Origin of the sequence: Streptomyces sp. NBC_01288 (genome assembly GCF_035982055.1) — a bacterium.
Classification (GTDB): Bacteria; Actinomycetota; Actinomycetes; order Streptomycetales; family Streptomycetaceae; genus Streptomyces.
Genome location: NZ_CP108427.1, coordinates 1,425,491 through 1,447,960, shown reverse-complemented (window position 1 = coordinate 1,447,960; position 22,470 = coordinate 1,425,491). Strand labels below are relative to the sequence as shown.

18 protein-coding genes are annotated in these 22,470 nt (G+C 70.8%); 10 read left to right on the top strand and 8 right to left on the bottom strand.

Annotated elements, in window-relative coordinates; translation table 11 throughout:
• Positions 1-13 precede the first annotated feature (13 nt).
• From OG194_RS06435 to OG194_RS06425, 3 genes are all read left to right on the top strand, one after another.
• A complete protein-coding gene (locus OG194_RS06435; RefSeq protein ID WP_327399872.1) occupies positions 14-2,206 on the top strand; it encodes a 3-hydroxyacyl-CoA dehydrogenase NAD-binding domain-containing protein in 2,193 nt (730 codons plus the stop codon).
• A gap of 98 nt (positions 2,207-2,304) precedes the next feature.
• Positions 2,305-3,936 carry a thiamine pyrophosphate-binding protein gene (locus tag OG194_RS06430; RefSeq protein WP_327399871.1) on the top strand — a complete coding sequence of 544 codons (1,632 nt, stop codon included), beginning with the start codon at positions 2,305-2,307 and terminating at the stop codon, positions 3,934-3,936.
• A 97-nt stretch (positions 3,937-4,033) separates the two neighbouring features.
• Positions 4,034-4,774 (top strand): IclR family transcriptional regulator, encoded by a 741-nt coding sequence (locus tag OG194_RS06425; protein ID WP_327399870.1) that lies wholly within the window; start codon positions 4,034-4,036, stop codon positions 4,772-4,774.
• An 18-nt stretch (positions 4,775-4,792) separates the two neighbouring features.
• Here OG194_RS06425 and OG194_RS06420 read toward each other — a convergent pair whose 3' ends face one another.
• From OG194_RS06420 to OG194_RS06410, 3 genes are all read right to left on the bottom strand, one after another.
• On the bottom strand, positions 4,793-6,295 hold the full coding sequence (locus OG194_RS06420; protein ID WP_327399869.1) for a sugar ABC transporter ATP-binding protein: 1,503 nt from the start codon (positions 6,293-6,295) through the stop codon (positions 4,793-4,795).
• A gap of 1 nt (position 6,296) precedes the next feature.
• Positions 6,297-7,358, bottom strand: coding sequence for a sugar ABC transporter substrate-binding protein (locus OG194_RS06415; protein WP_327399868.1), 1,062 nt, complete (start codon positions 7,356-7,358; stop codon positions 6,297-6,299).
• A gap of 67 nt (positions 7,359-7,425) precedes the next feature.
• Positions 7,426-8,475, bottom strand: a complete 1,050-nt coding sequence (locus OG194_RS06410) for an ABC transporter permease (protein ID WP_327399867.1) — start codon at positions 8,473-8,475, stop codon at positions 7,426-7,428.
• Positions 8,476-8,614: 139 nt separating this feature from the next.
• Between OG194_RS06410 and OG194_RS06405 the strand changes: the two genes are divergently transcribed.
• A complete protein-coding gene (locus OG194_RS06405) occupies positions 8,615-9,340 on the top strand; it encodes an SDR family NAD(P)-dependent oxidoreductase (RefSeq protein ID WP_327399866.1) in 726 nt (241 codons plus the stop codon).
• Here the strand turns inward: OG194_RS06405 and OG194_RS06400 are convergent.
• Complete coding sequence (locus OG194_RS06400) at positions 9,326-10,072, bottom strand: MerR family transcriptional regulator (RefSeq protein ID WP_327399865.1); 747 nt, start codon at positions 10,070-10,072, stop codon at positions 9,326-9,328. The genes OG194_RS06405 and OG194_RS06400 overlap by 15 nt on opposite strands.
• A gap of 80 nt (positions 10,073-10,152) precedes the next feature.
• Here OG194_RS06400 and OG194_RS06395 point away from each other — a divergent pair, with 80 nt between their 5' ends.
• Entirely contained in the window at positions 10,153-10,632 is a 480-nt protein-coding gene (locus tag OG194_RS06395; protein WP_327399864.1) for a macro domain-containing protein, read from the top strand.
• A gap of 138 nt (positions 10,633-10,770) precedes the next feature.
• On the top strand, positions 10,771-11,703 hold the full coding sequence (locus tag OG194_RS06390) for an adenosine kinase (RefSeq protein ID WP_327399863.1): 933 nt from the start codon (positions 10,771-10,773) through the stop codon (positions 11,701-11,703).
• Here the strand turns inward: OG194_RS06390 and OG194_RS06385 are convergent.
• Positions 11,700-12,461, bottom strand: a complete 762-nt coding sequence (locus OG194_RS06385) for a TioE family transcriptional regulator (RefSeq protein WP_327399862.1) — start codon at positions 12,459-12,461, stop codon at positions 11,700-11,702. The two genes, OG194_RS06390 and OG194_RS06385, sit on opposite strands and share 4 nt — an antisense overlap.
• 58 nt (positions 12,462-12,519) lie before the next feature.
• Here OG194_RS06385 and OG194_RS06380 point away from each other — a divergent pair, with 58 nt between their 5' ends.
• Positions 12,520-13,761 (top strand): erythromycin esterase family protein, encoded by a 1,242-nt coding sequence (locus OG194_RS06380; protein ID WP_327399861.1) that lies wholly within the window; start codon positions 12,520-12,522, stop codon positions 13,759-13,761.
• A gap of 104 nt (positions 13,762-13,865) precedes the next feature.
• Here OG194_RS06380 and OG194_RS06375 read toward each other — a convergent pair whose 3' ends face one another.
• Entirely contained in the window at positions 13,866-15,353 is a 1,488-nt protein-coding gene (locus tag OG194_RS06375; RefSeq protein ID WP_327399860.1) for a M1 family metallopeptidase, read from the bottom strand.
• A 235-nt stretch (positions 15,354-15,588) separates the two neighbouring features.
• Here OG194_RS06375 and OG194_RS06370 point away from each other — a divergent pair, with 235 nt between their 5' ends.
• The gene (locus OG194_RS06370; protein ID WP_327399859.1) at positions 15,589-17,538 is read left to right on the top strand and encodes a Xaa-Pro dipeptidyl-peptidase; all 1,950 of its coding nucleotides are present in this window, start codon (positions 15,589-15,591) and stop codon (positions 17,536-17,538) included.
• A 491-nt stretch (positions 17,539-18,029) separates the two neighbouring features.
• Here the strand turns inward: OG194_RS06370 and OG194_RS06365 are convergent, their stop codons facing one another.
• Positions 18,030-18,989, bottom strand: coding sequence for an FAD-dependent oxidoreductase (locus OG194_RS06365; RefSeq protein WP_327399858.1), 960 nt, complete (start codon positions 18,987-18,989; stop codon positions 18,030-18,032).
• Positions 18,990-19,054: 65 nt separating this feature from the next.
• Here OG194_RS06365 and OG194_RS06360 point away from each other — a divergent pair, with 65 nt between their 5' ends.
• Both OG194_RS06360 and OG194_RS06355 read left to right on the top strand, forming a co-directional pair.
• A complete protein-coding gene (locus OG194_RS06360) occupies positions 19,055-20,080 on the top strand; it encodes an oxidoreductase (protein ID WP_327399857.1) in 1,026 nt (341 codons plus the stop codon).
• Positions 20,081-20,161: 81 nt separating this feature from the next.
• Complete coding sequence (locus OG194_RS06355) at positions 20,162-21,805, top strand: ABC-F family ATP-binding cassette domain-containing protein (RefSeq protein WP_327399856.1); 1,644 nt, start codon at positions 20,162-20,164, stop codon at positions 21,803-21,805.
• A 13-nt stretch (positions 21,806-21,818) separates the two neighbouring features.
• Here the strand turns inward: OG194_RS06355 and OG194_RS06350 are convergent, their stop codons facing one another.
• Positions 21,819-22,469: a DinB family protein gene (locus tag OG194_RS06350; RefSeq protein ID WP_327399855.1), complete on the bottom strand. Its 651-nt coding sequence runs from the start codon at positions 22,467-22,469 to the stop codon at positions 21,819-21,821.
• Between the last annotated feature and the right edge of the window lies 1 nt (position 22,470).

Genomic DNA, 22,470 nt, shown 5'->3' with positions numbered 1-22,470 from the left:
CGGAGAACCCCTCATGACCGAGAGCACCACCATCCGCTGGGAACAGGACGACACCGGGATCGTCACCCTCGTTCTCGACGACCCCGACCAGTCCGCGAACACCATGAACGCGGCCTTCCGCGACTCCCTCACCGTGGTCGCCGACCGCCTGGAGGCCGAGCGGGACTCCATCCGCGGCGTCATCGTCACCTCCGCGAAGAAGACCTTCTTCGCGGGCGGCGACCTGCGCGACCTCATCCGCGTCACGCCGGACACCGCCCAGGAGTTCTTCGACGGCGGCCTCGCCATCAAGCGGAACCTGCGCCGCATCGAGACCCTCGGCAAGCCGGTCGTCGCCGCGATCAACGGCGCGGCCCTGGGCGGCGGTTACGAGATCGCCCTCGCCTGCCACCACCGGATCGCCCTCGACGCGCCCGGCTCGAAGATCGGCTGCCCGGAGGTCACCCTCGGCCTGCTCCCCGGAGGCGGCGGAGTCGTCCGTACGGTACGGCTGTTGGGCATCACCGACGCCCTGCTGAAGGTGCTCCTCCAGGGCACCCAGTACAGCCCGCGCCGCGCCCAGGAGAACGGCCTCGTCCACGAAGTGGCCACCACCCCGGACGAGTTGATCGCCAAGGCCCGCGCCTTCATCGACGCCAACCCGCAGTCGCAGCAGCCCTGGGACAAGCCCGGCTACCGCATCCCGGGCGGCACCCCGGCGAACCCCAAGTTCGCGGCCAACCTGCCCGCCTTCCCGGCCTCCCTGCGCAAGCAGACCAACGGCGCGCCCTACCCGGCCCCGCGCAACATCCTCGCCGCCGCCGTCGAGGGCGCCCAGGTCGACTTCGAGACCGCCCAGGTCATCGAGACCCGCTACTTCGTCGAGCTGGCCGTCGGCCAGACCTCGAAGAACATGATCCAGGCCTTCTTCTTCGACCTCCAGGCCGTCAACTCGGGTGCCAACCGCCCCCAGGGCATCGAGTCCCGCCCGGTCCGCAAGGTCGCCGTCCTCGGCGCCGGGATGATGGGCGCCGGCATCGCCTACTCGTGCGCCCGCGCGGGCATCGACGTCGTCCTGAAGGACGTGACTCCGGAGGCGGCGGGCAAGGGCAAGGCCTACTCCGCGAAGCTCTGCGCCAAGGCCGTCTCCCGCGGCCGTACGACTCAGGAGAAGGCGGACGCGCTGCTCGCCCGCATCACCCCGACCGCCGACCCGCAGCAACTCGCGGGCTGCGACGCGGTGATCGAGGCCGTCTTCGAGGACACCTCGCTCAAGCACAAGGTGTTCCAGGAGATCCAGCACATCGTCGAGCCCGACGCGCTGCTCTGCTCCAACACCTCCACCCTCCCCATCACCGCCCTCGCCGAAGGCGTGGAGCGACAGGGCGACTTCATCGGGCTGCACTTCTTCTCGCCGGTCGACAAGATGCCCCTCGTCGAGATCATCAAGGGCGAGCGCACCGGCGACGAGGCCCTCGCCCGCGCCTTCGACCTGGTTCGGCAGATCAAGAAGACCCCGATCGTCGTCAACGACTCGCGCGGCTTCTTCACCTCACGGGTGATCGGCCAGTTCATCAACGAGGGCGTCGCGATGGTCGGCGAGGGCATCGAGCCCGCGTCCATCGAACAGGCCGCCGCGCAGGCCGGCTACCCGGCCAAGGTCCTTTCCCTGATGGACGAGTTGACGCTCACGCTCCCGCGCAAGATCCGCAACGAGTCCAAGCGCGCGGTGGAAGAGGCGGGCGGCACCTGGCCCGGCCACCCCGCCGAGGCCGTCATCGACCGCATGGTCGACGAGTTCGGCCGCACCGGGCGCAGCGGCGGCGCGGGCTTCTACGACTACGGCGACGACGGCAAGCGGGCCGGTCTGTGGCCGGGCCTGCGCGAGCACTTCACGCGCGAGGGCGCTGAGATCCCCTTCAAGACTGTGCCTTTTAAAGACATGCAGGAACGCATGCTGTTCTCCGAGGCGCTCGACACGGTCAAGCTCCTGGAGGAGGGCGTGCTGACGTCCGTCGCGGACGCCAACATCGGGTCCATCTTCGGCATCGGCTTCCCCGGTTGGACCGGCGGTGTCCTCCAGTACATCAACGGCTACGAGGGCGGCCTGCCCGGCTTCGTAGCACGCGCGCGTGCGCTCGCCGAGCGCTACGGGGAGCGGTTCACGCCGCCCGCGCTGCTCGTGGAGAAGGCCGAGAAGGGGGAGCGGTTCAGCGACGCGCGCTGACGTATCGCTGAGCGACACGCTGCCCTTGCCCTCGTGGGGACGGGACCCCGACGCTGACCGGCGAACCGGTCACCGGTCCCGTCCCCCGAGGAGCCCCCATGGGATACCGTCCCGCCCTCGCCTTCCTCGACATCCTGCGCGACGAGGGCGTGGACCGGATCTTCGGCAACCCCGGCACCACCGAACTCCCGTTCCTGGCAGCCCTGTCGGAGGCCGAGGACGCCCCCGAGTACGTCCTCGGCGTCCACGAGGGCGCGGTCGTCTCCATGGCCGACGGCTACGCGCGCGGCACCGGCCGCCCCGCGTTCGTCAGCCTGCACATCGCCGCCGGACTCGCCAACGGCCTCATCGGCCTTCTCAACGCCCGCCGTTCACGCATCCCGCTCGTCGTCACGGCCGGCCAGCAGGACCGCCGCCACCTCCAGCAGGACCCCATGCTCTCCGGTGACCTGCTCGGCCTCGCGAAGCCCGCGGTGAAGGCCACGTACGACATCCAGCACGCCCGCGACCTGCCCCTCGCCCTGCGCCGCGCCTTCGCGCAGTCCCAACGGCCGCCCGCCGGGCCGGTGTTCCTGTCCCTCCCCATGGACCTGCTCGCCGAGGACACCGAGGTCGAGGTCCCCGCCCGCACCGCCCCGCCCCGACAGGGGCCGGCCGCAGGGCTCGACCGGGCCGCCGTACTGCTCGGCGGTGCCGCGCGCCCCGTGATCGTCGCCGGGGACGGAGTGGGCCGCGAGGACGCGGTGGCCGCGCTCGTCCGCACGGCGGAGGCCTGCGGGGCGACGGTCCATCACCAGCCGATGGCGGACTGTCTCAACTTCCCTGCCACGCACCCCCTTTACGCCGGGATGCTGCCACCCCGCCACGACGCGATCCGGGACACGCTCTCGGTGTACGACACCGTCCTCATCGTCGGAGCCCACGCCTTCACACCGCACCACTACAGCCCCGGGCCCGCCCTGCCGCCCGGCATCACCGTCGTCCAACTCGACTCGGACGCCGATGAGATCGGCCGCAACTTCCCCGCCGACGCAGGGCTGGTGGGCGCGCTGGCCCCCTCGCTCCACCGACTTGCCGAGCTGCTGCGCGAGCAGGTGCCCGACCACACCGCCAAGGCCCGCATGCTGCGCGCCGGTGAACGGCACACCGCCGAACGGGACCGCGCCGAGTCCGCCGCCCGCGCCGTCTACTCGGCGGCACCGCTCGCTCCCTGGGCCGCCGCCCACGCCGTCGCGCGCGGCCTGCCGCCGGACGCCGTGGTCGTCGAAGAGGCCATCACCGTGGGCCTGTTGCTCCGCCGGCTGCTACGGCTCGACCGTCCCGGCAGCTACACCCACACCGTCGGCGGCGGCCTGGGCTGGGGCATCGGCGCCGCCGTCGGCCGCTCGCTCGCCGAACCCGGGCGACCCGTCGTCTCGGTCCTCGGGGACGGCTGCGCCCTGTTCGGACTCCAGGGGCTGTGGAGCGCGGCGCGGCAGCAGGTTCCCGTGCTGTTCGTGGTGATGGGCAACGGGAGTTACCGCACGCTTCAGGACACCTACGAGGCGATGGGCGGCCAGGGCAGGTGCCCCGGAACCGAACTGGGGGCGCTGGACTTCACCCGGGCGGCGCGGTTCTTCGGGGTCGACGCCGTCCGGGCGGACAGCGCCGACCATCTGCGTGAACTGGTCGCCGGGGCCGAGGAGTTGACCCGGCCGTTGCTCGTGGACGTACCGCTTCGACCGTCGTGACGCAGTGACCTTGACGAGGTACCGCTTCGATTGCGGTTCCTGACTCACCGTCACCGACACCTTGTCACCCGTGTGCGACAGCGACCACCATCGGTCCATGACGGACGGGCCGCTGCCGAAGTCGGTACTCGCGCGCGGGGTGTTGCTGCTGCGCGCCTGCGGCGATGCCGAGACCGCGCTCTCCCTCGCCGAACTGGCCCTGCGCACCGGGCTGCCCAAGCCGACGGCATACCGACTCATCGGCGAACTGGCCCGGCTCGGCCTGGTGGACCGAACCCCCGAAGGCAGCTACCGCATCGGGCTCGCCCTCTTCGTCCTCGGCCAATCAGCGCCGTCCGTACGGGAGTTGCGCACGGTGGCGCTGCCCTATCTGGGCGATCTGCACGAGGCGACCCACGAGAACGTCCACCTGGCCGTCCCGGACGGCACCGACACCCTCTTCCTGGAGAAGATCACCGGCCGCCGTGCCACCCCGATCGTCTCCCGCACCGGCGGCCGCCTCCCCGCCCACTGCACCGCCACCGGCAAGGTCTTCCTCGCGCAGGACCCGCGCCCGCCCCGCCGCACCCTGCCCCGCCTCACCCCGCGCACCCTGGTCCTCCCCGGCCAACTCGCCCGCGACCTCGCCCTGACCCGGGCCCGCGGCTACGGCGTGAACCTGGAGGAGGCCGAGATCGGCATCTCGGCGGTCGCGGCCCCCGTCTACGCCCCTGACCGCGGCCTCGGCCCGATCGCCGCGATCTCCGTCACCGGCGGTACCCGTCGCCTGGACGTGGACCGCATCGGGGCACGCCTGTGCGCGGCGGCGCGGGCGATCACGCGCATGCTCTCCGACTGACGGGCACGGGGCCGAAGTTCAGCGGCCGGCAGGGGAGTCGGCCCCGCCTCCCGCGCCTCCCGCCCCGTTCGTCCGCTGCATCGCCACCGCCAGCCCGTGCTCGGTCAACCGCTCCCCGCGCACCTCCTCGGTGACCCGCCCGCGCACGAACACCAGCACCCGGTCACACACCTCCGTCAGCTCCGCGAGGTCGGTCGACGCGATCAGGACGGCCGCGCCGCCCGCCGCCGACTCGCCCACGATGCGGTGCATCTCGGCGCGTACGCCGACGTCGACACCCCGGGTCGGATCGTCCAGCACGACGATCTTCGGCTCGGTCGCGAGCCACTTGGCGAAGACGACCTTCTGCTGGTTGCCGCCCGACAGCCGGGCGACCAGGTCGTACGGCCCACCGCCCAGCCGCAGCCGCTCGGTCAAGTCGACCGTGCGGCGCACGAGTTCGGAACGGGAGGGGGCGATCCCGCCCCGGCCCAACGCCAGCCAGCTGACGGCCGTGGTGTTCTCCCACACCGTACGGTCCACCATCAGCCCGTACCGTTTGCGGTCGCTCGGCACGAAGGCGACGCCCGCGCGCACCGCGCCCCGCAGCGAGCGCGGCAACCCCCGGCCGCCTACGTCCACCCGGCCCGCGGAGATCGCCGTACGCCCGCACACCACCGCCAACGCGTCGAGATGGCCCGCCCCTTGCAGCCCGGCGACCCCGACCACCTCACCCGCCCGCACGGTGAAGGTCACGTCGGTCAGCCGCCCGTCGACGCTCACCCGGGACAGCACCACGGGCGGCGGCCGGTCCGCCAAGGACCGTACCCGGCGCGGCGGTTGCTCCGGCCGGCCGCCCAGCATCGCCGACACCAGCTCCGGCACATCGACCTCGGCCCGCTCCACACCCGCCAGGACGACCCGCCCGTCCCGCAGGACCGTCACGCGCCGCGCGAAGCGCATCACCTCGTCCAGGAAGTGGGAGACGTACAGGACGGCGATGCCCCGGTCGGTCAGCGCGCGCAGGACAGGGGCGAGACGGTCGACGGCGGCGGCCGGCAGGGCCGACGTGGGCTCGTCGAGGATCAGCAGCTTGGGCCGTCGGAGCAGAGCGCGCGCGATCTCCGTCAACTGCTGCTCCGCGAGGGGCAGTTCGCCCAGTTCCGTACGGAGGTCCACGTCCAGGCCGAGTTCCGCGAGGACCGGTCGGGCCGCCCGGTCCATGGCGCTCCGGTCCAACAGGCCCAGGCGCCGGGGCGGGTGCTGCGGGAAGAGGTTCTCCCGCACGGTGAGGTCCGGGAAGAGGCTCAACTCCTGGGAGACGACGGCGATCCGGGTGTCCCCGGCCGACCGCACCGTCCCGCCGTCCGCCGTCAGCATCCCCGACAGGATGCGTACCAGCGTCGACTTCCCGGCACCGTTCTCACCGACCAGCGCGTGCACCTCACCGCCGCGCAGCCGGATCGACGCACCGTCCAACGCCCTTACCCCGCCATAGGACTTGACCAGCTCATCCGCCACGAGGATGTCGTCGTGAGCCATGTCAGCGCGCGTCCTTCAGCGGCTTGAGGTCGGCCGCCTCGTCGCCGAGCAGTTTGTCGATCGTCGGCTTGTACCAGTCGTACGCCGCCCGCGCCGACTTCTGCCGGGCGATGATCTCGTCGATGTTCGAGGAGTCGACGACCCCGCCGGGCGACAGGAACCAACCGTCCGGAAGCTTCCCCTTCTTGTCGCGCACGGCCTCGATCAGCATCGCCGTGGACAGATAACCCTTCAGGAAGTGCTGCGGGTCGATGGTCACGAAGTTGGAGCCGTCCTTCACCGCGTCCAGGGTCTTCGGGTCGACGTCGAAGCCGGCCGTCAGCCACTTCCCGTGCTCGGCCTTCTTGATCTTGGCGAGGTTGTAGCTGTCGGCGTCGCCGACGCCGAGGAAGGCGAGCGCGTCCGGGTGCGCGTTCACCTGCGCGGACCAGGCGCTGTAGTTCTGGCCGGGATCGCTGTACGTCTGGAAGGGGCCGAGGACCTTGACGCCGGGCGCCTCCTTCCTGAACGTGTCGGAGATGCCCTTGGCCCGGTTGTCGAGCACGGGCGTCCCCGGGTTGGGCACGCCGATCACGATCTGGCCCTTCGGGCTGCTGCCGAGCCGCTTCAGCGCCTCCTTCGCCATCAGCTCACCGAGCGCGTAATTGTCGTTCCCCACATAGAAGTTGACCTTGCTGCCGTCGGTGGGGGAGGTGTCCAGGGCGACGATCGGGATGCCCTGGTCTACGGCGCGTGCGGCGGGCCGGGTGAAGATCGGCGGGTCGAGGTTCTCCAGGACGATGCCGTCCTTGGCGACGGCGGTGAGGTTCTGGAACAGCTGGACCTCGGCGGGCCCGTCCGTGTTGGGCGGTCCTACGGCCTTGAAGTCGACCTTGCCCGCGTGGCTCGCGGCGCTCTCCGCGCCCAGCACCATCTCGTGGGCGAAGTTCAGGGAGATGTTGGCGACCGAGATCCCCATCTTCAGCCTGCCGTCGCCGCCGCCGGAACCGCTGCCGCAGCCTGCGGTGGCCAGCAGGACCAGGGCGCCGAGCGCCGCGGACCAGGTACGCGAACGGGGGTGCATCACGGCCTCCAAAGGGCTGGACCACAGGGGGACTTGAACGCGGGGCGACCTGGACGACGGGGTGGCTTCACCTGCGACGGCGTCCGGTGCGGCGCAGCGCGCTGTCGGCCGCGACGGCGACGAGGATCACCCCGCCGGTCGCGAACGACGTCCAGTTGATGGGTACTTCGAAGAACACCAGGCCGGAGGCGACGACCGACAGGATCATCGCCCCGGCCACCGCCCCGACCACCGAGCCGCGGCCCCCGGCCAGCGGAGTGCCGCCGATGATGCACGCGGCGATCGCCTGCAACTCGTAGCCCTGGCCCAGAGTCGGGTCCCCGGCGCCGTAGAAGGCGAGCGCGAGGACGGCGGCGCACGCGGTGGTGAGCCCGGAGAGGGCGAGGGCCTGGACGCGGGTGCGGACGACCGGGATGCCGCTGAACGCGGCGGCGTCGGGGTTGGACCCGATCGCCCGCACCCGGGCCCCGAAGCGCGTCCGGGACAGCACGACCGCCAGCACGACGATCACCGCGAGCAGCACCCACAGCGCGAACGGCACCCCGCCCGGATCGCCGCCCGCGAAGGTGAAGAACGAGTTGTCCAGGGGGAGATCGGTGATCTGCCTGCCGTCGGCCAGCGCCAGCCCGACACCTCGGAAGAGCATCAGCGTGCCCAGCGTCACGATGAACGACGGCAGCGCCAGCAGCGTCGTCACCAGCGCGTTGAACACCCCCAGCCCGATCCCGGTGACCAGCATCACCGGCACCGCGAGCCAGGGCGGGGTGCCGTCCCGGATCAGCAACGCCCCGACGACCAGGCACATCGCGTAGGTCCCGCCGACGGACAGATCGACCTCGCGCATCGACAGCGCGAAGACCATGCCGCACGCCATCAGCGAGATGTAGACGGAGTTGTGGGCCGTGGACAGGAGGTTGTTCGTGCCCAGGAAGTCCGGGTACGGGATGCCGATCCCGGCGATCAGCAGCCCCAGCACGAGCAGCACACCGAACTCGTCCCGGACCAACCGGCGCGGACGCGGCCCGAGTCGACGCCTGACGATCACCAACCGGCCCTGCCCGCCGCCCTGTTCGCGGGCGCGCTCGGCGTCGTCCACGGCACGCTCGGTCTCGGTCATCGGGCACGGCTCCCGTAATCACGGCTGGTGCTGGTGTCGCCCCGCAGCGTGGGCTCACCCGACGCGGGCGGCAACAAGGGCGTTTCAGCGAGTGAAATGCGCTCTTGCCGTGCATGTGACGGGTCGTCACACTCGCCCCATGGAGACACGTACCGCCCTGGTGACCGGAGCGGCACAGGGCCTCGGGCAGGAGTTCGCCGTCGCGCTCGCCGGGCACGGCCACCGGGTCGCCGGACTCGACCTCGTCGCGCAGCCGGAGACCGCCGAAAAGGTGCCGGACTACGTGGAGTTGATCGGCGACGTCACCGACGAGGGCCAGATCCAGGGGGCGTTGGAACGCGTCGTCGAGCGGTTCGGCACCCTGCACATCCTCGTCAACAACGCCGGTGTCTACCCGTCGTGCCCCTTCGAGGAGATCACACCCGCGGAATGGCGCCGGATCATGCGCGTCAACCTGGAGGCCCCGTTCCTGCTGACCCGCGCGGTCCTGCCGTATCTGAAGGCCGCCGGCTGGGGCCGTGTCGTCAACATCGTCTCCGCGGCCGTCCTCACCGCACCGCCCACGATGGTGCCGTACGTCGCCTCGAAGATGGGCCTGATCGGCTTCACCAGGTCACTCGCCGCGGCGCTCGGGCCGTACGACATCACCGTCAACGCGATCGCGCCGAGCATGGTGCGCACCGGGACGGCCGAGCGGACGGTCGGCGCGGACGGTGGCTTCGAGCACGTACGGGACGGTCAGGTCGTCCCCCGCACGCAGGAGCCGTCGGACCTGATCTCGACGCTGCTGTACGTCGTCGACGAGGGCAGCGGGTTCCTGACCGGGCAGACGCTGAACGTGTCGGGCGGCTCAGCCTTCCTCTGACTCCCGCGACTCCTCCGCCCCCTTGAGCCACTCACGGAGCTCCTCCCGCAACGACCGCTGAAAGGTCGTCAGAAGGGCTTGCACGACCAGGGGTTGCATGTGCGCGGACAGCGACTTCACGTCCTGCGTGGCCCGTTGGGAGACCTCCCCGCGGAACACCTGTGACAACTCGTGGGCCGCCGCGCGGGAATGCTCGATCAGCACGCTCCGGGACGCGAGGATCGCCTCCTGCGACACCGGTACGTCGAGCAGCCGCACGCCGAGCCGCAGCAGCCCGGAGTCGACGCGGTAGGAGGCCCCGTCGAGCCCGGCCACGCCCATCGCGACGAGCCGCTCCACGTCCTCCTCGCTCAGCGCCCGGCCCGCCCGCCGCTCCAACTCCCGCCGGTCCAGGGTCTCCACCGTGTCCGGCGCCCACGAGGCCACCACCGCGCGGTGGATCGCGAGGTCGTGCGCGCTGAGGTCCGGCGGCAGCTGCCCCAGGTAGCGCTCGATCGCGGCCAGTGTCATGCCCTGGTGCCGCAACTCCTCGATCAGTGCGAGCCGCGACAGATGCTCCGGCCCGTAGTGCCCGACCCGCCGCGCCCCGATCACCGGCGGCGGGAGCAGCCCCTTGGTGCTGTAGAACCGGACCGTACGGACCGTCGTACCGGCCCGCGCGGCCAGTTCGTCGATCGTGAGCGTCGGCTCGTCGGCATCGGCATCGCTATCAGTCTCGGCGTCGGTGGTCATACGCAGCAGTATCGCTGTCTCACCAACACTGTGAAACCGCGCAAGGCCCGTTGTCAGTGGTGCCGCCTACGGTGGGTGTCATGGGGGAGATCGACTATGTCCGAGGTGACGCGACCGTTCCGTCGGTCAAGGGCGTCAAGGTGATCGCGCATGTCTGCAACGACATCGGGGGCTGGGGGAAGGGCTTCGTACTGGCGCTGTCACACCGCTGGCCGGAACCGGAGAAGGCGTACCGGTCCTGGCACCGGGACCGCGCGGCCAACGACTTCGGCCTGGGAGCGGTCCAACTCGTCCAGGTGGAGCGCCATGTGTGGGTCGCCAACATGATCGGCCAGCGCGGCATACGCACCGGCAGCAAGGGCGTCCCTGTGCGCTACGAGGCGATCGACACGGCGCTGGGCCTGCTGGCCGACCGCGTGGCAGATCTCGGCGCGTCCGTGCACATGCCCCGCATCGGGTGCGGCCTCGCGGGTGGCAAGTGGTCACGGGTCGAACCGCTGATCACCGAGCGGCTGGTGCGGCGGGGGATCGCGGTGACGGTGTACGACCACGGGGACTGAACCGCCGGACCCGACTCGCCTCACACTGACCGGACCCAACTCGCCCCATCCTGAAAGGAGTTGCTGAATCTTGCGCAAGCTCTTGCGGTGATCGTGGCCGCCTGCTTGACTCGCTGCTCGCATCCGACAGGGAGAGTCATGAGCCGTGACATCGACGTCCTCGTCCTCGGCGGCGCCGGAGTCGACACCATCGTCCACGTCCCCGAACTGCCGCTCCCGTACGCCGACAGCTACATGATCGACCCCGGCATCCGCACCCGCGCCGGCCAGACCGGCGACTTCGTCGCCCTCGGCCTGAGCGCGCTGGGCCTGCGCACCCACCACCTCGACATGCTCGGCGCCGACCCCGAGGGCGACCTGGTCCGCGCGCTGCACCGCGACCGCGCCATCCCGCTCACCGAGGTCCCGCAGCCCGCCGGCACCAAGCGCGCGGTCAACCTCGTGGGCCCCGACGGCCGACGCCTCTCCCTCTACGACGCGACCCGCGCCCACCCCGACGACCGCCTCCCGGAACCCACGGTCCGCGCCCTCGCCACGGCGAGCCGCCACACCCACGTCTCCATCACCCAGCCCTGCGCCCACGCCCTGCCGCTGTTGCGTGAGTCCGGCACGACGATCTCGACGGACCTGCACAACTGGGACGGCGAGAACCCGTACCAGGCGGAGTTCGCCCACGCCGCCGACATCGTCTTCCTCTCCACCACCGCCCTGACCGGAGACCCCGAGCGCACCATGCGCGCCATCGCCGAGCGCGGCCGGGCCGAGCTGGTCGTCGCCACGGCGGGCGCGGAGGGCGCGTATCTGCTGGCCGACGACGAGGTGACCCACATCCCGACCACCACACCCCGGAGACCGGTCGTCGACTCCAACGGCGCGGGAGACGCCTTCGCCTCCGCCTTCCTCTTCGGTTGGCTGAACGGGGAGTCCCCGCAGCGGTGTGCCCGGTACGGCGCGATCGCCGGGGCGTACGCGTGCACGGTGCCGTCGACGGAGATCGACGCGATCGGGCGGGATGAACTCCTGGTCCAGGTCGCGGAGTCGGAGGCCTCGACGGTCGGTACCCCGCACTAGACCGTGCTCGACGAGGCGGTGGCACAGACGCTCGGGCCCTCTCCGGGCGCCGGTGGACAGCCGAGGTAGGCGTCCAGCGCGGCGGCGCCGGTGAGCAGGGCGCGCCCGCGGGCCGAGAGGCGGGCACGCCAGTCGCGCAGCGTCGATTCGAGCGGCGCGACGCCTCCGGCGGAACGGACCTGGGCGATCAACGGGGCGATCTGTTCGAGCAGGTGGCCGCCCCGTCTGAGCTGGTGGACCAGAAGGGCGTCGCGTACGTCTACCGGGCCGTAGACCCGGTAGCCCGTCCGCGGGTCGCGGCGCGGCTGGACCAGACCGGCGCGCTCCCACGTGCGCAGGGTCGCCGGACGGATGCCGAGCCTTCTCGCCAGCGGGCCGACGAACGTGTCACCGCGCTCCTCCGGCACGGGTCGCAGGTCACGGAGCGCGGCTTCGACCGCCTGGAGGGTACGGCGGTCGTCGAGCAGCTGCACATGACTGTCGTCGATGAGCCGGAGCGCGTCCTCGATGGCGTCCCGGTTGACCGCCCGCATGATCGCCGTGGCCGTCTGGTGGCCATGTCCGGGCACGAGCGCGAGAAACGCGTGCAGGGCCCGAGCGTGCCGCGGCGTGTAGGTCCGGTAGCCGTGCGCGGAGCGTTCGGCGGCCGGAAGGACCCCGGCGGCTTCGTAGTTGCGGACCGCCTGCGTCGACAGACCGTGCCCGCGCGCCAGGTCGACCGGCCTGAGACGACTGCTGCTTTGAGGGTTTCGCTCCACTGTCCTGCCACTGTCGACCAAAAGTCTCAACCGTTGCTTCAACGATAGCGTTGAAGGTATGACTCCAGGTATCACAGCTGCCGTCCACGCCGTCGACCCCGCCGCCGTCATGAGGTTGCTCCCGACCAGGCCACGGCTGCTCGCCCTGGGTGAGCCCACCCACGGCGAGGACGTTCTGCTCGACATACGGAACGAACTCTTCCGTCACTTCGTCGAGCACGAGGGCTACCGCACGATCGCCCTCGAAAGCGACTGCCTGATGGGCCTGGTCGTGGACGACCACGTCACCTCGGGCACGGGAACCCTCGACGAGGTCATGGAGCGAGGCTTCAGCCACGAGTGGGGCGCCTTCGCGGCCAACCGCGAACTGGTGCGCTGGATGCGCGCGTTCAACGACGGCCGGTCCGAGTCCGAGCGGGTGCGGTTCGCCGGTTTCGACGGCCCGCTGGAGATCACCGGCGCCGCGAGCCCCCGGCAGGCCCTCGCCGCACTCCACACCTACCTCACCGCCAGGGTCGACGCGGCTCTCCTTCCCTGCACCGCGGAAACCCTCGACGGACTGCTCGGCGCCGACGAACGGTGGACCGACAGCGCCGCGATGACGGACCCGTCCCGGTCCGTGGGGCAGACGCCCGACGCCAGGCAACTCCGCCTGCTCGCCGATGACTTGACGGCCCTGCTCGACGCCCAGACGCCACAACTGGTCGCCACGTCCACACCGGACGAGTGGCACCGGGCGCGGCTGTACGGACGCACCGCGGTCGGGCTGCTGCGCTACCACTTCGCGATGGCCGACCCGTCACCGAGCCGCATGGCACGACTGGTCGCCCTGCGGGACTCGATGATGGCCGCCAACCTGCTCGCCGTAGCCGAACGGAGCCCGACGCTGGTGAACGCCCACAACGGTCACCTCCAGCGGAACCGGAGCACGATGCGGATGGGCGGCCTGCCTGTGGAGTGGTGGAGCGCCGGTGCGATCGTCGCCGCCCGCATCGGAGAGGAGTACGCCTTCCTTGCCACCGCCCTCGGCACGATCCCCCACCAGGGAGTGGACGCCCCGCCACCGGACACCGTCGAGGGACTGCTGTACGCGCTCCCGCACGAGCGTTGCCTCGTCGACACCCGCCGACTGGCCGGCGCGCTCGCGGATACGACACCTGTCCCTCGCGTCTCCCCTTGGTACGGCTACGCCCCGCTGGACCCCGCGCACTTGGCCGACACCGACGGGATCGTGTTCGTCAAGGACACGGTTTCTGGCAAGGGCGCTGATTTCGACACGTCCAGGAGAGCGCGCTTCTAGGGCGCCTCCAGGGGCGCGGGGCTGTGTCAATATGCGGCTCCGCCGCGTGGACGCGACCAGCCACAACAGACCAGCAGCCCCCCACCACCGAACCCGTCAGACGCTCAGTGCACGTCGTTCGTAGCCGCGATCTTCTTCCAGGACTTCGGCTGCACCGGAGCCACACCCGCCTTCGTGATCGACGCACTCCGCGCAGCCGGAGCCGCAGGCTTGGTCGGCTGGAACAACCACGTGTCGAAGAGCGCGGAAAGCGACTTCCCCGACACCTGCTCGGCGTAAGCCCGGAAGTCCGCGACGGACGCGTTCCCGTAAGCGTGCTCCTTCGGCCACCCCTTCAGAATGGCGAAGAACGCATCGTCACCAACCTCGTTGCGCAGCGCCTGAATAGCCAGCGCACCCCGGTCGTAGACCGGCAGCTCGAACTGGTCCTCCGGCCCGGGGTCACCCGGCGCGATCGTCCAGAACGCGTCGTCCGCCGGATGCGAGGCGTAGACGTAGTCGGCGAGTTGCTGCGCCGTGCCCTCGCCCTCGTGCTCGGACCAGAGCCACTGCGCGTACCGCGCGAAGCCCTCGTTGATCCAGATGTCCTTCCAGCCCTTCAGCGACACGTCGTCGCCGTACCACTGGTGGGCCAACTCATGCACCACGACAGAGGTGTTGGCGCCGTTCGCGAACTGCTTCTGGCTGTAGTAGACGCGGCTCTGGGTCTCCAGCGCGTACCCGGTGGTCGTGTTGGGGACGTACCCGCCGGCGTTGCTGAAGGGATACGGACCGAAGTAGCCGCTCAGCCAGTCCACGATCTCGCCGGTGCGCTCGACGCTCGCCCGCGCCGCCCCGTCGTTGTCGCCGAGGTCCTTGCTGTAGGCGTTGATGACGGGGACGCCACCGTCCGAGGTGCTGGTGGTGATGTCGAACTTGCCGAGCGCGAGCGTGGCGAGATAGGTGGCCTGGGGCTTGTTCTGGCGCCAGTTGTAGCGGGTCCAGCCGAGTTGTGAACTCGTCGACTGGAGCGTGCCGTTGGAGATGGCCTGGGTGCCGTTCGGCACCGCGACCGACACGTCGTAGGTCGCCTTGTCGCTGGGGTGGTCGTTGCTCGGGAACCACCACCACGCGGACTCGGGCTCGTCCGCCGCGACCGCGCCGTCCGGGGTGCGGTGCCAGGTGTTGAAGCCGTACGCGCTCTTCGTGGACGGCACCCCGCTGTAGCGGACCACGACCGTGATCGGCGTGCCCTTCGGCAGCGGGGTCTTCGGGGTGATCTCCAGCTCGTGCTGGCCGGAGGTCGCGAACGTCGCCGCCGCACCGTTGACCCGGATCTCGCTCACGTCCAGCAGGAAGTCGAGGTCGAAGCGGGACAGATCCTGCGTGGTCTTCGCGAGGATCGTCGCCGTGCCCGCCAACTCGTCGGTGGCGGGCTGGTATTGGAGCCTGAGGTCGTAGTGCGAGACGTCGTATCCGCCGTTGCCGTAGGCCGGGTAATAGGGGTCGCCGATGCCCGGAGCGCCGGGGGAGTAGCTTGCCGCCGATGCCGGGATCGCCAGCATGAGGGAGGCCGCCGCGAGTGCGCCCGGCGCGATGATTCTGCGGTGCACGAGAACTCCAAGTCGTAGGGCTCCACGAGAAGTTCGGAGAGCCGTGGGGGTCCACGAAGGTCGAAGAGCCGTAGGGGTCGGTCCACGAAGTCTGTACGGAGCCTATTCACTCCCTGTGGCACCACGCCTGTCCACGGCACCTCCTGTCACACGATCGCCATTCGGCCGTCATGACCCCGCGAACCACCCCGAGTGCCTCTTCCGGCACGGGAGTTGACCGATGTACCGTCCGCGCATGCCGAAACGCACGCGCTTCACGATCTGGAGATCGCTCGCGACCGCGGCGATCGCCGCCCTCCTGGCCGCCTTCCTCACCCCGACAGCGGCCCAGAGCGCCCCACAGGAGAGCCAACCCGTCTACTCCTACGCGAAGGCCGTCCGCGAGGCCGTCTGGGTGGACACCGGACTGGACGGCGACGGCGACGGAAGGACCGACCGGGTCGCCGTCGACATCGTCCGGCCGAGCGAACCCGCCCGCCAGGGCCGCAAAGTCCCCGTCATCATGGACGCCAGCCCCTACTTCTCCTGCTGCGGCCGCGGCAACGAGAGCCAGCTGAAGACGTACGACGCGAGCGGCAACGTTGTCCAGATGCCGCTCTTCTACGACAACTACTTCGTGCCCCGCGGCTACGCCTTCGTCGGCGTCGACCTCGCCGGCACCAACCGCTCCGACGGCTGCGTCGACGTCGGCGGCCGCTCCGACATCCAGTCCGCGAAGGCTGTCGTCGACTGGCTCAACGGACGCGCCAAGGCGTACACGACACGCACCGGAACCGTTCGCTCGCAGGCGAGTTGGACCAACGGCAACACCGGGATGATCGGGAAGAGCTGGGACGGCACCATCGCCAACGGCGTCGCCGCCACCGGCGTGAAGGGCCTGAAGACGATCGTCCCGATCAGCTCCATCTCCTCCTGGTACGACTACTACTTCGCCCAGGGCGCCCCGCTCTACGACTCCGGCCCCGACTGGCTGTCCAACGCCGTCGAGAGCCCCGACGCGCAGGCCAAGTGCGCGGCCGTACAGAAGAAACTCGTCGACGGCGCCCCGCGCACCGGCGACTGGACCCCGCTGTGGACCGAGCGCGACTACGTGAAGGACGCGAGCAAGGTCAAGGCCAGCGTGTTCCTCGTGCACGGCATGCAGGACCTCAACGTCCGCACCAAGAACTTCGGCCAGTGGTGGGACGCCCTCGCGAAGAACGGCGTCGAGCGCAAGATCTGGCTCTCCCAGACCGGCCACGTCGACCCCTTCGACTACCGTCGCGCGGACTTCGTGGACACCCTGCACCGCTGGTTCGACCACGAACTCCTCGGCTACGACAACGGAATCGACCGCCGGCCGATGGCCGACGTCGAACGCCACCCCGACCAGTGGGTCACGTCGGCGACCTGGCCGCCGAGCGGCACCGCGACGACCACCCTCCACCCGGCGCAGGGCACCCAGGCGGGCGTCGGCACGCTCGGCCTCGGCACCGGCGCGGGCACCGAGACGTTCACCGACAACCCGCAGGAGAGCGAGACCGACTGGGCGGCCGCGATCGACAAGTCGACCGCGGACAAGGCCGGTTTCGTCACCGGGCCGCTCACGAAGGACCTGCGCCTGTCGGGCTCCTCGAAGGTGACGATCACCGCGACGCCCACGACCTCAACGGCCCATCTGTCGGCCGTACTTGTCGATGTCGGCCCCGACACGATCCGGGACTACGCCGACTCGGCCGAGGGCATCACCACGCTCACGAACCGCACCTGCTGGGGCGAGAGCACGGCCGGCGACAGCGCATGCTTCCTGGCAACCCAGGCCAAGACCACGGCAGTCGACTACACCGTCTTCAGCCGCGGCTGGGCCGACCTCGGCCACTACGCCTCCGCCACGAAGGGCGTACCGCTCACCCCGGGCAAGGCCTACACCATCACCCTCGACCTGGCGGCGACCGACCACGTCGTCCCGGCCGGACACCGCCTCGCCCTGATCGTCGCGGGCACGGACAAGGACCTCATCGACCCCCCGTCCACCACCCCGACCCTCACCCTGAACCTGTCCCGCACCGCTGCCCAACTCCCGTTGGTCGGCGGCGCACCGGCGTTCACGAAGGCCACGGCAGGCAGCAAGCCCGTCCCATCCGACACCGAGACCCTCGACGGCGTACGCGCACCGCGCTCCGCACAGCGGGTACCGGGCAACTGACCGCGGATTGACGGCTGGTCGGCTGGTCGGCTCGACGGGGGCGGCGGAGTGAGTGGACTCCGCCGCCCCTGTCTGGTTGGTGGGGTGGGGCGGCCGAACTCCTCACCCCGCCCCTGTCGCGCAGGCGGGGCGAGGCGGTCGAAATACCCAGGTCGCCCAGGCAGGGAAAGGCGGCCGAACTCCCCAACCCGCTCCGTCGCGCAGGCCTGGCAGGGCGGCCGAGTTCCTCAGGTCGTCCCCTGTAGCGCAGGCCCGGTGAGGTGGCCGAACTCTGCGGCCCGCTCCCTGGCGCAGGCTGGGTGGGGCGGTCGCAATCCCCGGGTCGCCCAGGTCGCCCAGGCTGAGAAAGGTGGCCGAACCCTTCAGCCCGCTCCCGCACAGGCCCGGCGAGGCGGCCGAACTCCGCAGCCAACTCCCTGCGCAGGCCCGGTGAGATGGCCGCACCCCGCAGCCCACTCCCTCCCGCGAACCGGAACACGCGGCCGAACTCCTCAGGCCGCTCCCGATCCCGCCAACTCCGCCGCCTCCCGCGCACACCCCCACGCCACCGTGATCCCCGCCCCACCGTGACCGTAGTTGTGCACCAACACCCGCCCGTCCCGCAGGACTTCACGCTCCAGCCGCACCGAGGGCCGCGTGGGCCGCAACCCCACCCGGTGTTCCAGTACGCGCGCCTCGGCGATCTCCGGGCGGATCGCCGCGCAGCGGGCGATGATCGCCTCGGCGACCGCGGGGTCGGGTGTCATCGACCAGGCGTCCTCCTCGGCCGTGCCGCCCAGGATCAGGCCGCTCGGCTGCGGGAAGAAGTACGTGGAGGTGTCGGCCGAGTGGTCGACGGACGTCAGCCAGGTCGTGATCCCGGGGTTCTCCACGACGACCAACTGCCCGCGCACCGGCCGTACCGAGGGGTCGGGCACGAGGTCCAGGGAGTCCAGTCCCGTGCAGTTGACGACGACGGCCGCCGGCACCTCTGTGAGGTCCACCACAGACTGCTCCTCGACGGTCCCGCCCAGCTCCAGGAACCGCTCGCGCAGCCACGGCAGATGGGCCGGCATGTCGATCAACGGCAACCGCGCCCACAGCCCGCCGCCCGCGTACTCCTCGGCCAGCGCCGGCCGCAACCCAGGCACCTGGGCCGCCCAGGGTCCCAGCTCGTCCAGCCGGGTCTCACCCTGTACGCCCTCGACCATGCGTACGCCCGTCTCCTCGGGCCGCGCCGCCAACTCCTCGTACACGACGAGCGATTGGAGCGCCCACTCACCGACGAGCGCCTCCGGATCGATCCGGTACGGCCACCACAGCGCGCCCGCGACCGCCGAGGTCGTCAGCTCGACAGGCTCCCGCGTCCACACCCGCACCCGGGCACCGCGCTCCGCCAGCACGACGGCCGTCGTCAACCCGATGACGCCCCCGCCGACCACGATCACATCACCACTCTTCGCGCTCTCCATGCGCGGACGGTAGCGGAATATGCCATGCAGCGCTCAGATCCCCTCATGCTGGGGATACTCACAACATGTCTGCCGAATACGCCGCCTTCGGCCTCGCACCGGCGATGCGCGCCGGTGAAGTCCTCGCGGACGGCGGCTACCAGGTGCACCGCGACTTCGTCGACTTCATCGTCGACGGCCGCCCGCTGCTGTTCCAGCTCACCGACCTGGACGCCGTCTCCCCGCTCGCCTCCGACGTCCCGCCCGCGATCTTCACCGCCCAGGTCCGCAGCCTCCTGATGGAGACGGACCCACCCCTGAAGGGCGGCCGCCACGTCATCTACGGCTGCCCCGAGTGCGAGGACCTGGCCTGCGGCGCCGTCACCGCCGTCATTCAGCAGGACGGCGCCGACTTCATCTGGCGCGACTTCGCCTGGCAGACCGACGAACACGCCGACCTGGAGCGCAACGGCTACCACGGCATAGGTCCCTTCCGCTTCGCCGGAGCCGAGTACCGCGCGGCCCTCGACTCCCTCATCGACGGCACCGAGCCCCCGGTCGCCAAACGCCGGGTCCTGCTGATCGGCGCCCGCGTGGCCGTCCTGAACAGACTCGCCGCCGCCCTGCGCGCCATCGGCATCGGCGCCGACATCACCGGCGACGCGACCCACGTCCCCGCCGACGAACTCCGCGGCTATGGTGCCGTGGCCTTCGGCCGGGCCGTCACCCAGGCCGAACGGGCCGCCGTACGGGCCGCGTTCGACCGCGCCGGGGTCGACGCGACCTACGTCGACGGCCTCGCCCCCATCGTCCCGCTCCTCGTCGCCCAGATCGAACACGCCCTGGACCGCCGCCCCGCCGACCAGCACCGGCTGACCCGCCTGGTCGCCGCCGACGGCGAGGCGGGCATCGAGGTCACCTCGCCGTGCCGGGTGCGCGTCACGGCGTACCGTCTCGACCGTCTGTACCGCGGCCACACACAGGACGTCTTCGACGGTGTCCTGGAACCCGGCCGCCACCACATCGCCCTGGACGCGAAGGCGGTCAAGGGCGAGTCCTTCGTCGTGGCCCGGACGACCGGGAGCGTGCTGGTGGAGGCGATGGCGCGCTGAAAACCGCGGCGCGGACGGAGAAGAGACGGAGAAGAACCGCGGCGCGGGCGGCGAAGGGGACAGATTAGGATCGGCGGTCTGATGACTGCCACTCTCGTCGCCAAGAATCTCGCCGCCGGACACGGCGACCGCGCCCTCTTCACCGGGCTCGACCTCGTCGTCGCCCCCGGCGATGTGATCGGCCTTGTCGGTGCCAACGGCGCGGGCAAGTCCACCCTGCTCAAGATGCTCGCCGGGCTCCTCGCCCCCGAGGAGGGCGAACTGCGCCTCTCCCCGCCGGCAGCGACCGTAGGCCACCTCCCGCAGGAACCGGACCGGCGCCCGGGCGAGAGCGTGCGCGCGTTCCTCGCGCGTCGCACGGGGGTCGCCGAGGCCCAGCGGACCATGGACGAGGCCACGCAGGCACTGGTCGACGGGGCACCCGGCGCCGACGACGCGTACTCGACGAGCCTGGAGCGCTGGCTCGACCTCGGCGGCGCGGACCTCGACGAGCGGGCCGAGGAGATCGCCGACACACTCGGCCTCGCCATCGACCTCGACCAGCCGATGACGTCCCTGTCCGGCGGCCAGGCGGCCCGCGCGGGCCTGGCCTCCCTGCTCCTCTCCCGCTATGACGTCTTCCTCCTCGACGAGCCCACCAACGACCTGGACCTCGACGGCCTGGAGCGCCTCGAACGCTTCGTCTCCGGCCTGCGCGCGGGCACGGTCGTCGTGTCGCACGACCGCGAGTTCCTCACCCGCACGGTCACCAAGGTCCTCGAACTCGACCTGGCCCAGAACCAGATCAACCTCTACGGCGGCGGCTACGAGGCGTACCTGGAGGAGCGGGACGTGGCGCGTCGGCACGCCCGCGACGACTTCGAGGAGTACGCCGACAAGCGCTCCGCGCTTCAGGACCGGGCGCAGATGCAGCGCGGCTGGATGGACAAGGGCGTCAAGAACGCCCGCCGCAAGGCGAACAACGACAACGACAAGATCGGCCGCAAGTTCCGCAGCGAGGCGAGCGAGAAGCAGGCGGCGAAGGCGCGGCAGACGCAGCGGATGATCGAGCGCCTCGATGTCGTCGACGAGCCCCGCAAGGAGTGGGACCTGCGGATGGAGATCGCGTCCGCGCCGCGCTCGGGTGCGGTCGTCGCGACGCTGCGGGACGCGGAGGTACGGCGGGGGGACTTCAGCTTCGGGCCGGTGTCTCTCCAGATCGACTGGGCGGACCGGGTTGCCGTGACCGGTGCGAACGGTGCGGGCAAGTCGACGCTTCTCGGTGCGCTGCTCGGCCGTATTCCGTTGGACGCGGGCCATGCGGCGCTCGGTTCGGGTGTTCTGGTGGGGGAGGTCGACCAGGCCCGTCAGCTGTTCCACGGTACGGAGTCTCTGCTCGACGCGTTCTGTGCGGCCGTGCCGGATACGGAGCCTGCCGAAGTCCGTACGCTGCTGGCCAAGTTCGGGCTCAAGGCGCATCACGTGATGCGGCAGGCGGGGACGCTGTCACCGGGTGAGCGGACCCGTTCCGCGCTCGCGCTTCTCCAGGGTCGGGGCGTGAACCTCCTGGTCCTGGACGAACCGACCAACCACCTCGATCTGCCTGCCATCGAGCAACTGGAGTCGGCGCTCGATGCGTACGAGGGCACGCTGTTGCTGGTCACTCATGATCGGCGGATGTTGGATGCGGTTCAGGTGACTCGGCGGTTGGAGGTGGCGGACGGGGAGGTGACGGAGCGGCGGTGAGTAGCGGTGAGGTTCAGGTGGTTCGTTCACTGCGGGGCAGTGGGGGCTGGTCGCGCCCCGCGGCGGAGCCGCAAATAGACTCAGCCCCGCGCCCCTTAAGGGCGGCCCGCTCCACTCTGTCCCGGTGCTTCGCCCACCAATTCTCGTCGCCAGGGGCCATGTTGGTGCCCCCGACCCGTTGCCCCACCGCCCCGTCGATGAGTTCCCGTACGACGTCGGCGTGGCCCGCGTGCCGGGACGTTTCGTAGGTCATGTGGACGAGGGTGCGGTGCAGGGTGAGTTCGTTGCCGCCTGCACCGGGTATGCGGCCGGTCGCGTCCAGAGGGAGTGCCTCGATCGTCGCGTCGGAGTGGGCGCAGATCCGCCGGTAGTCGCCGACGATCTGCTCGCGCGTCTCGTCCGGGGTCGCCCACAGATCCGCGTTCGGCTCGGCGTCGCCCGCGATCCACGACTCCGGCCCGTCGACCGGGCGTCCGAAGACCGTCCCGAAGTAGAACGCCTCGGCCCCGGCGAGATGCTTGACCAGCCCCAGCAGATTGGTGCCGGTCGGCGTCATGGGCCGCCGGATGTCGTACTCCGACAGCCCTTCGAGCTTCCACAGCAACGTGTCACGGGCGTCCTGGAGGATGACGCGCAGGTCGTCCTTGAAGTCCGGTGAGATCATG

Bases quoted from the DNA above. Each gene is read 5' to 3' on its own strand.
- OG194_RS06400 (WP_327399865.1), bottom strand. From the start codon at position 10,072: ATGACCACCGACGCCGAGACTGATAGCGATGCCGATGCCGACGAGCCG.
- OG194_RS06420 (WP_327399869.1), bottom strand. From the start codon at position 6,295: ATGGCTCACGACGACATCCTCGTGGCGGATGAGCTGGTCAAGTCCTAT.
- OG194_RS06365 (WP_327399858.1), bottom strand. From the start codon at position 18,989: ATGGAGAGCGCGAAGAGTGGTGATGTGATCGTGGTCGGCGGGGGCGTC.
- OG194_RS06390 (WP_327399863.1), top strand. From the start codon at position 10,771: ATGAGCCGTGACATCGACGTCCTCGTCCTCGGCGGCGCCGGAGTCGAC.
- OG194_RS06430 (WP_327399871.1), top strand. From the start codon at position 2,305: ATGGGATACCGTCCCGCCCTCGCCTTCCTCGACATCCTGCGCGACGAG.
- OG194_RS06425 (WP_327399870.1), top strand. From the start codon at position 4,034: ATGACGGACGGGCCGCTGCCGAAGTCGGTACTCGCGCGCGGGGTGTTG.
- OG194_RS06380 (WP_327399861.1), top strand. From the start codon at position 12,520: ATGACTCCAGGTATCACAGCTGCCGTCCACGCCGTCGACCCCGCCGCC.
- OG194_RS06405 (WP_327399866.1), top strand. From the start codon at position 8,615: ATGGAGACACGTACCGCCCTGGTGACCGGAGCGGCACAGGGCCTCGGG.
- OG194_RS06350 (WP_327399855.1), bottom strand. From the start codon at position 22,469: ATGATCTCACCGGACTTCAAGGACGACCTGCGCGTCATCCTCCAGGAC.
- OG194_RS06360 (WP_327399857.1), top strand. From the start codon at position 19,055: ATGTCTGCCGAATACGCCGCCTTCGGCCTCGCACCGGCGATGCGCGCC.
- OG194_RS06395 (WP_327399864.1), top strand. From the start codon at position 10,153: ATGGGGGAGATCGACTATGTCCGAGGTGACGCGACCGTTCCGTCGGTC.
- OG194_RS06370 (WP_327399859.1), top strand. From the start codon at position 15,589: ATGCCGAAACGCACGCGCTTCACGATCTGGAGATCGCTCGCGACCGCG.
- OG194_RS06415 (WP_327399868.1), bottom strand. From the start codon at position 7,358: ATGCACCCCCGTTCGCGTACCTGGTCCGCGGCGCTCGGCGCCCTGGTC.
- OG194_RS06410 (WP_327399867.1), bottom strand. From the start codon at position 8,475: ATGACCGAGACCGAGCGTGCCGTGGACGACGCCGAGCGCGCCCGCGAA.
- OG194_RS06355 (WP_327399856.1), top strand. From the start codon at position 20,162: ATGACTGCCACTCTCGTCGCCAAGAATCTCGCCGCCGGACACGGCGAC.
- OG194_RS06435 (WP_327399872.1), top strand. From the start codon at position 14: ATGACCGAGAGCACCACCATCCGCTGGGAACAGGACGACACCGGGATC.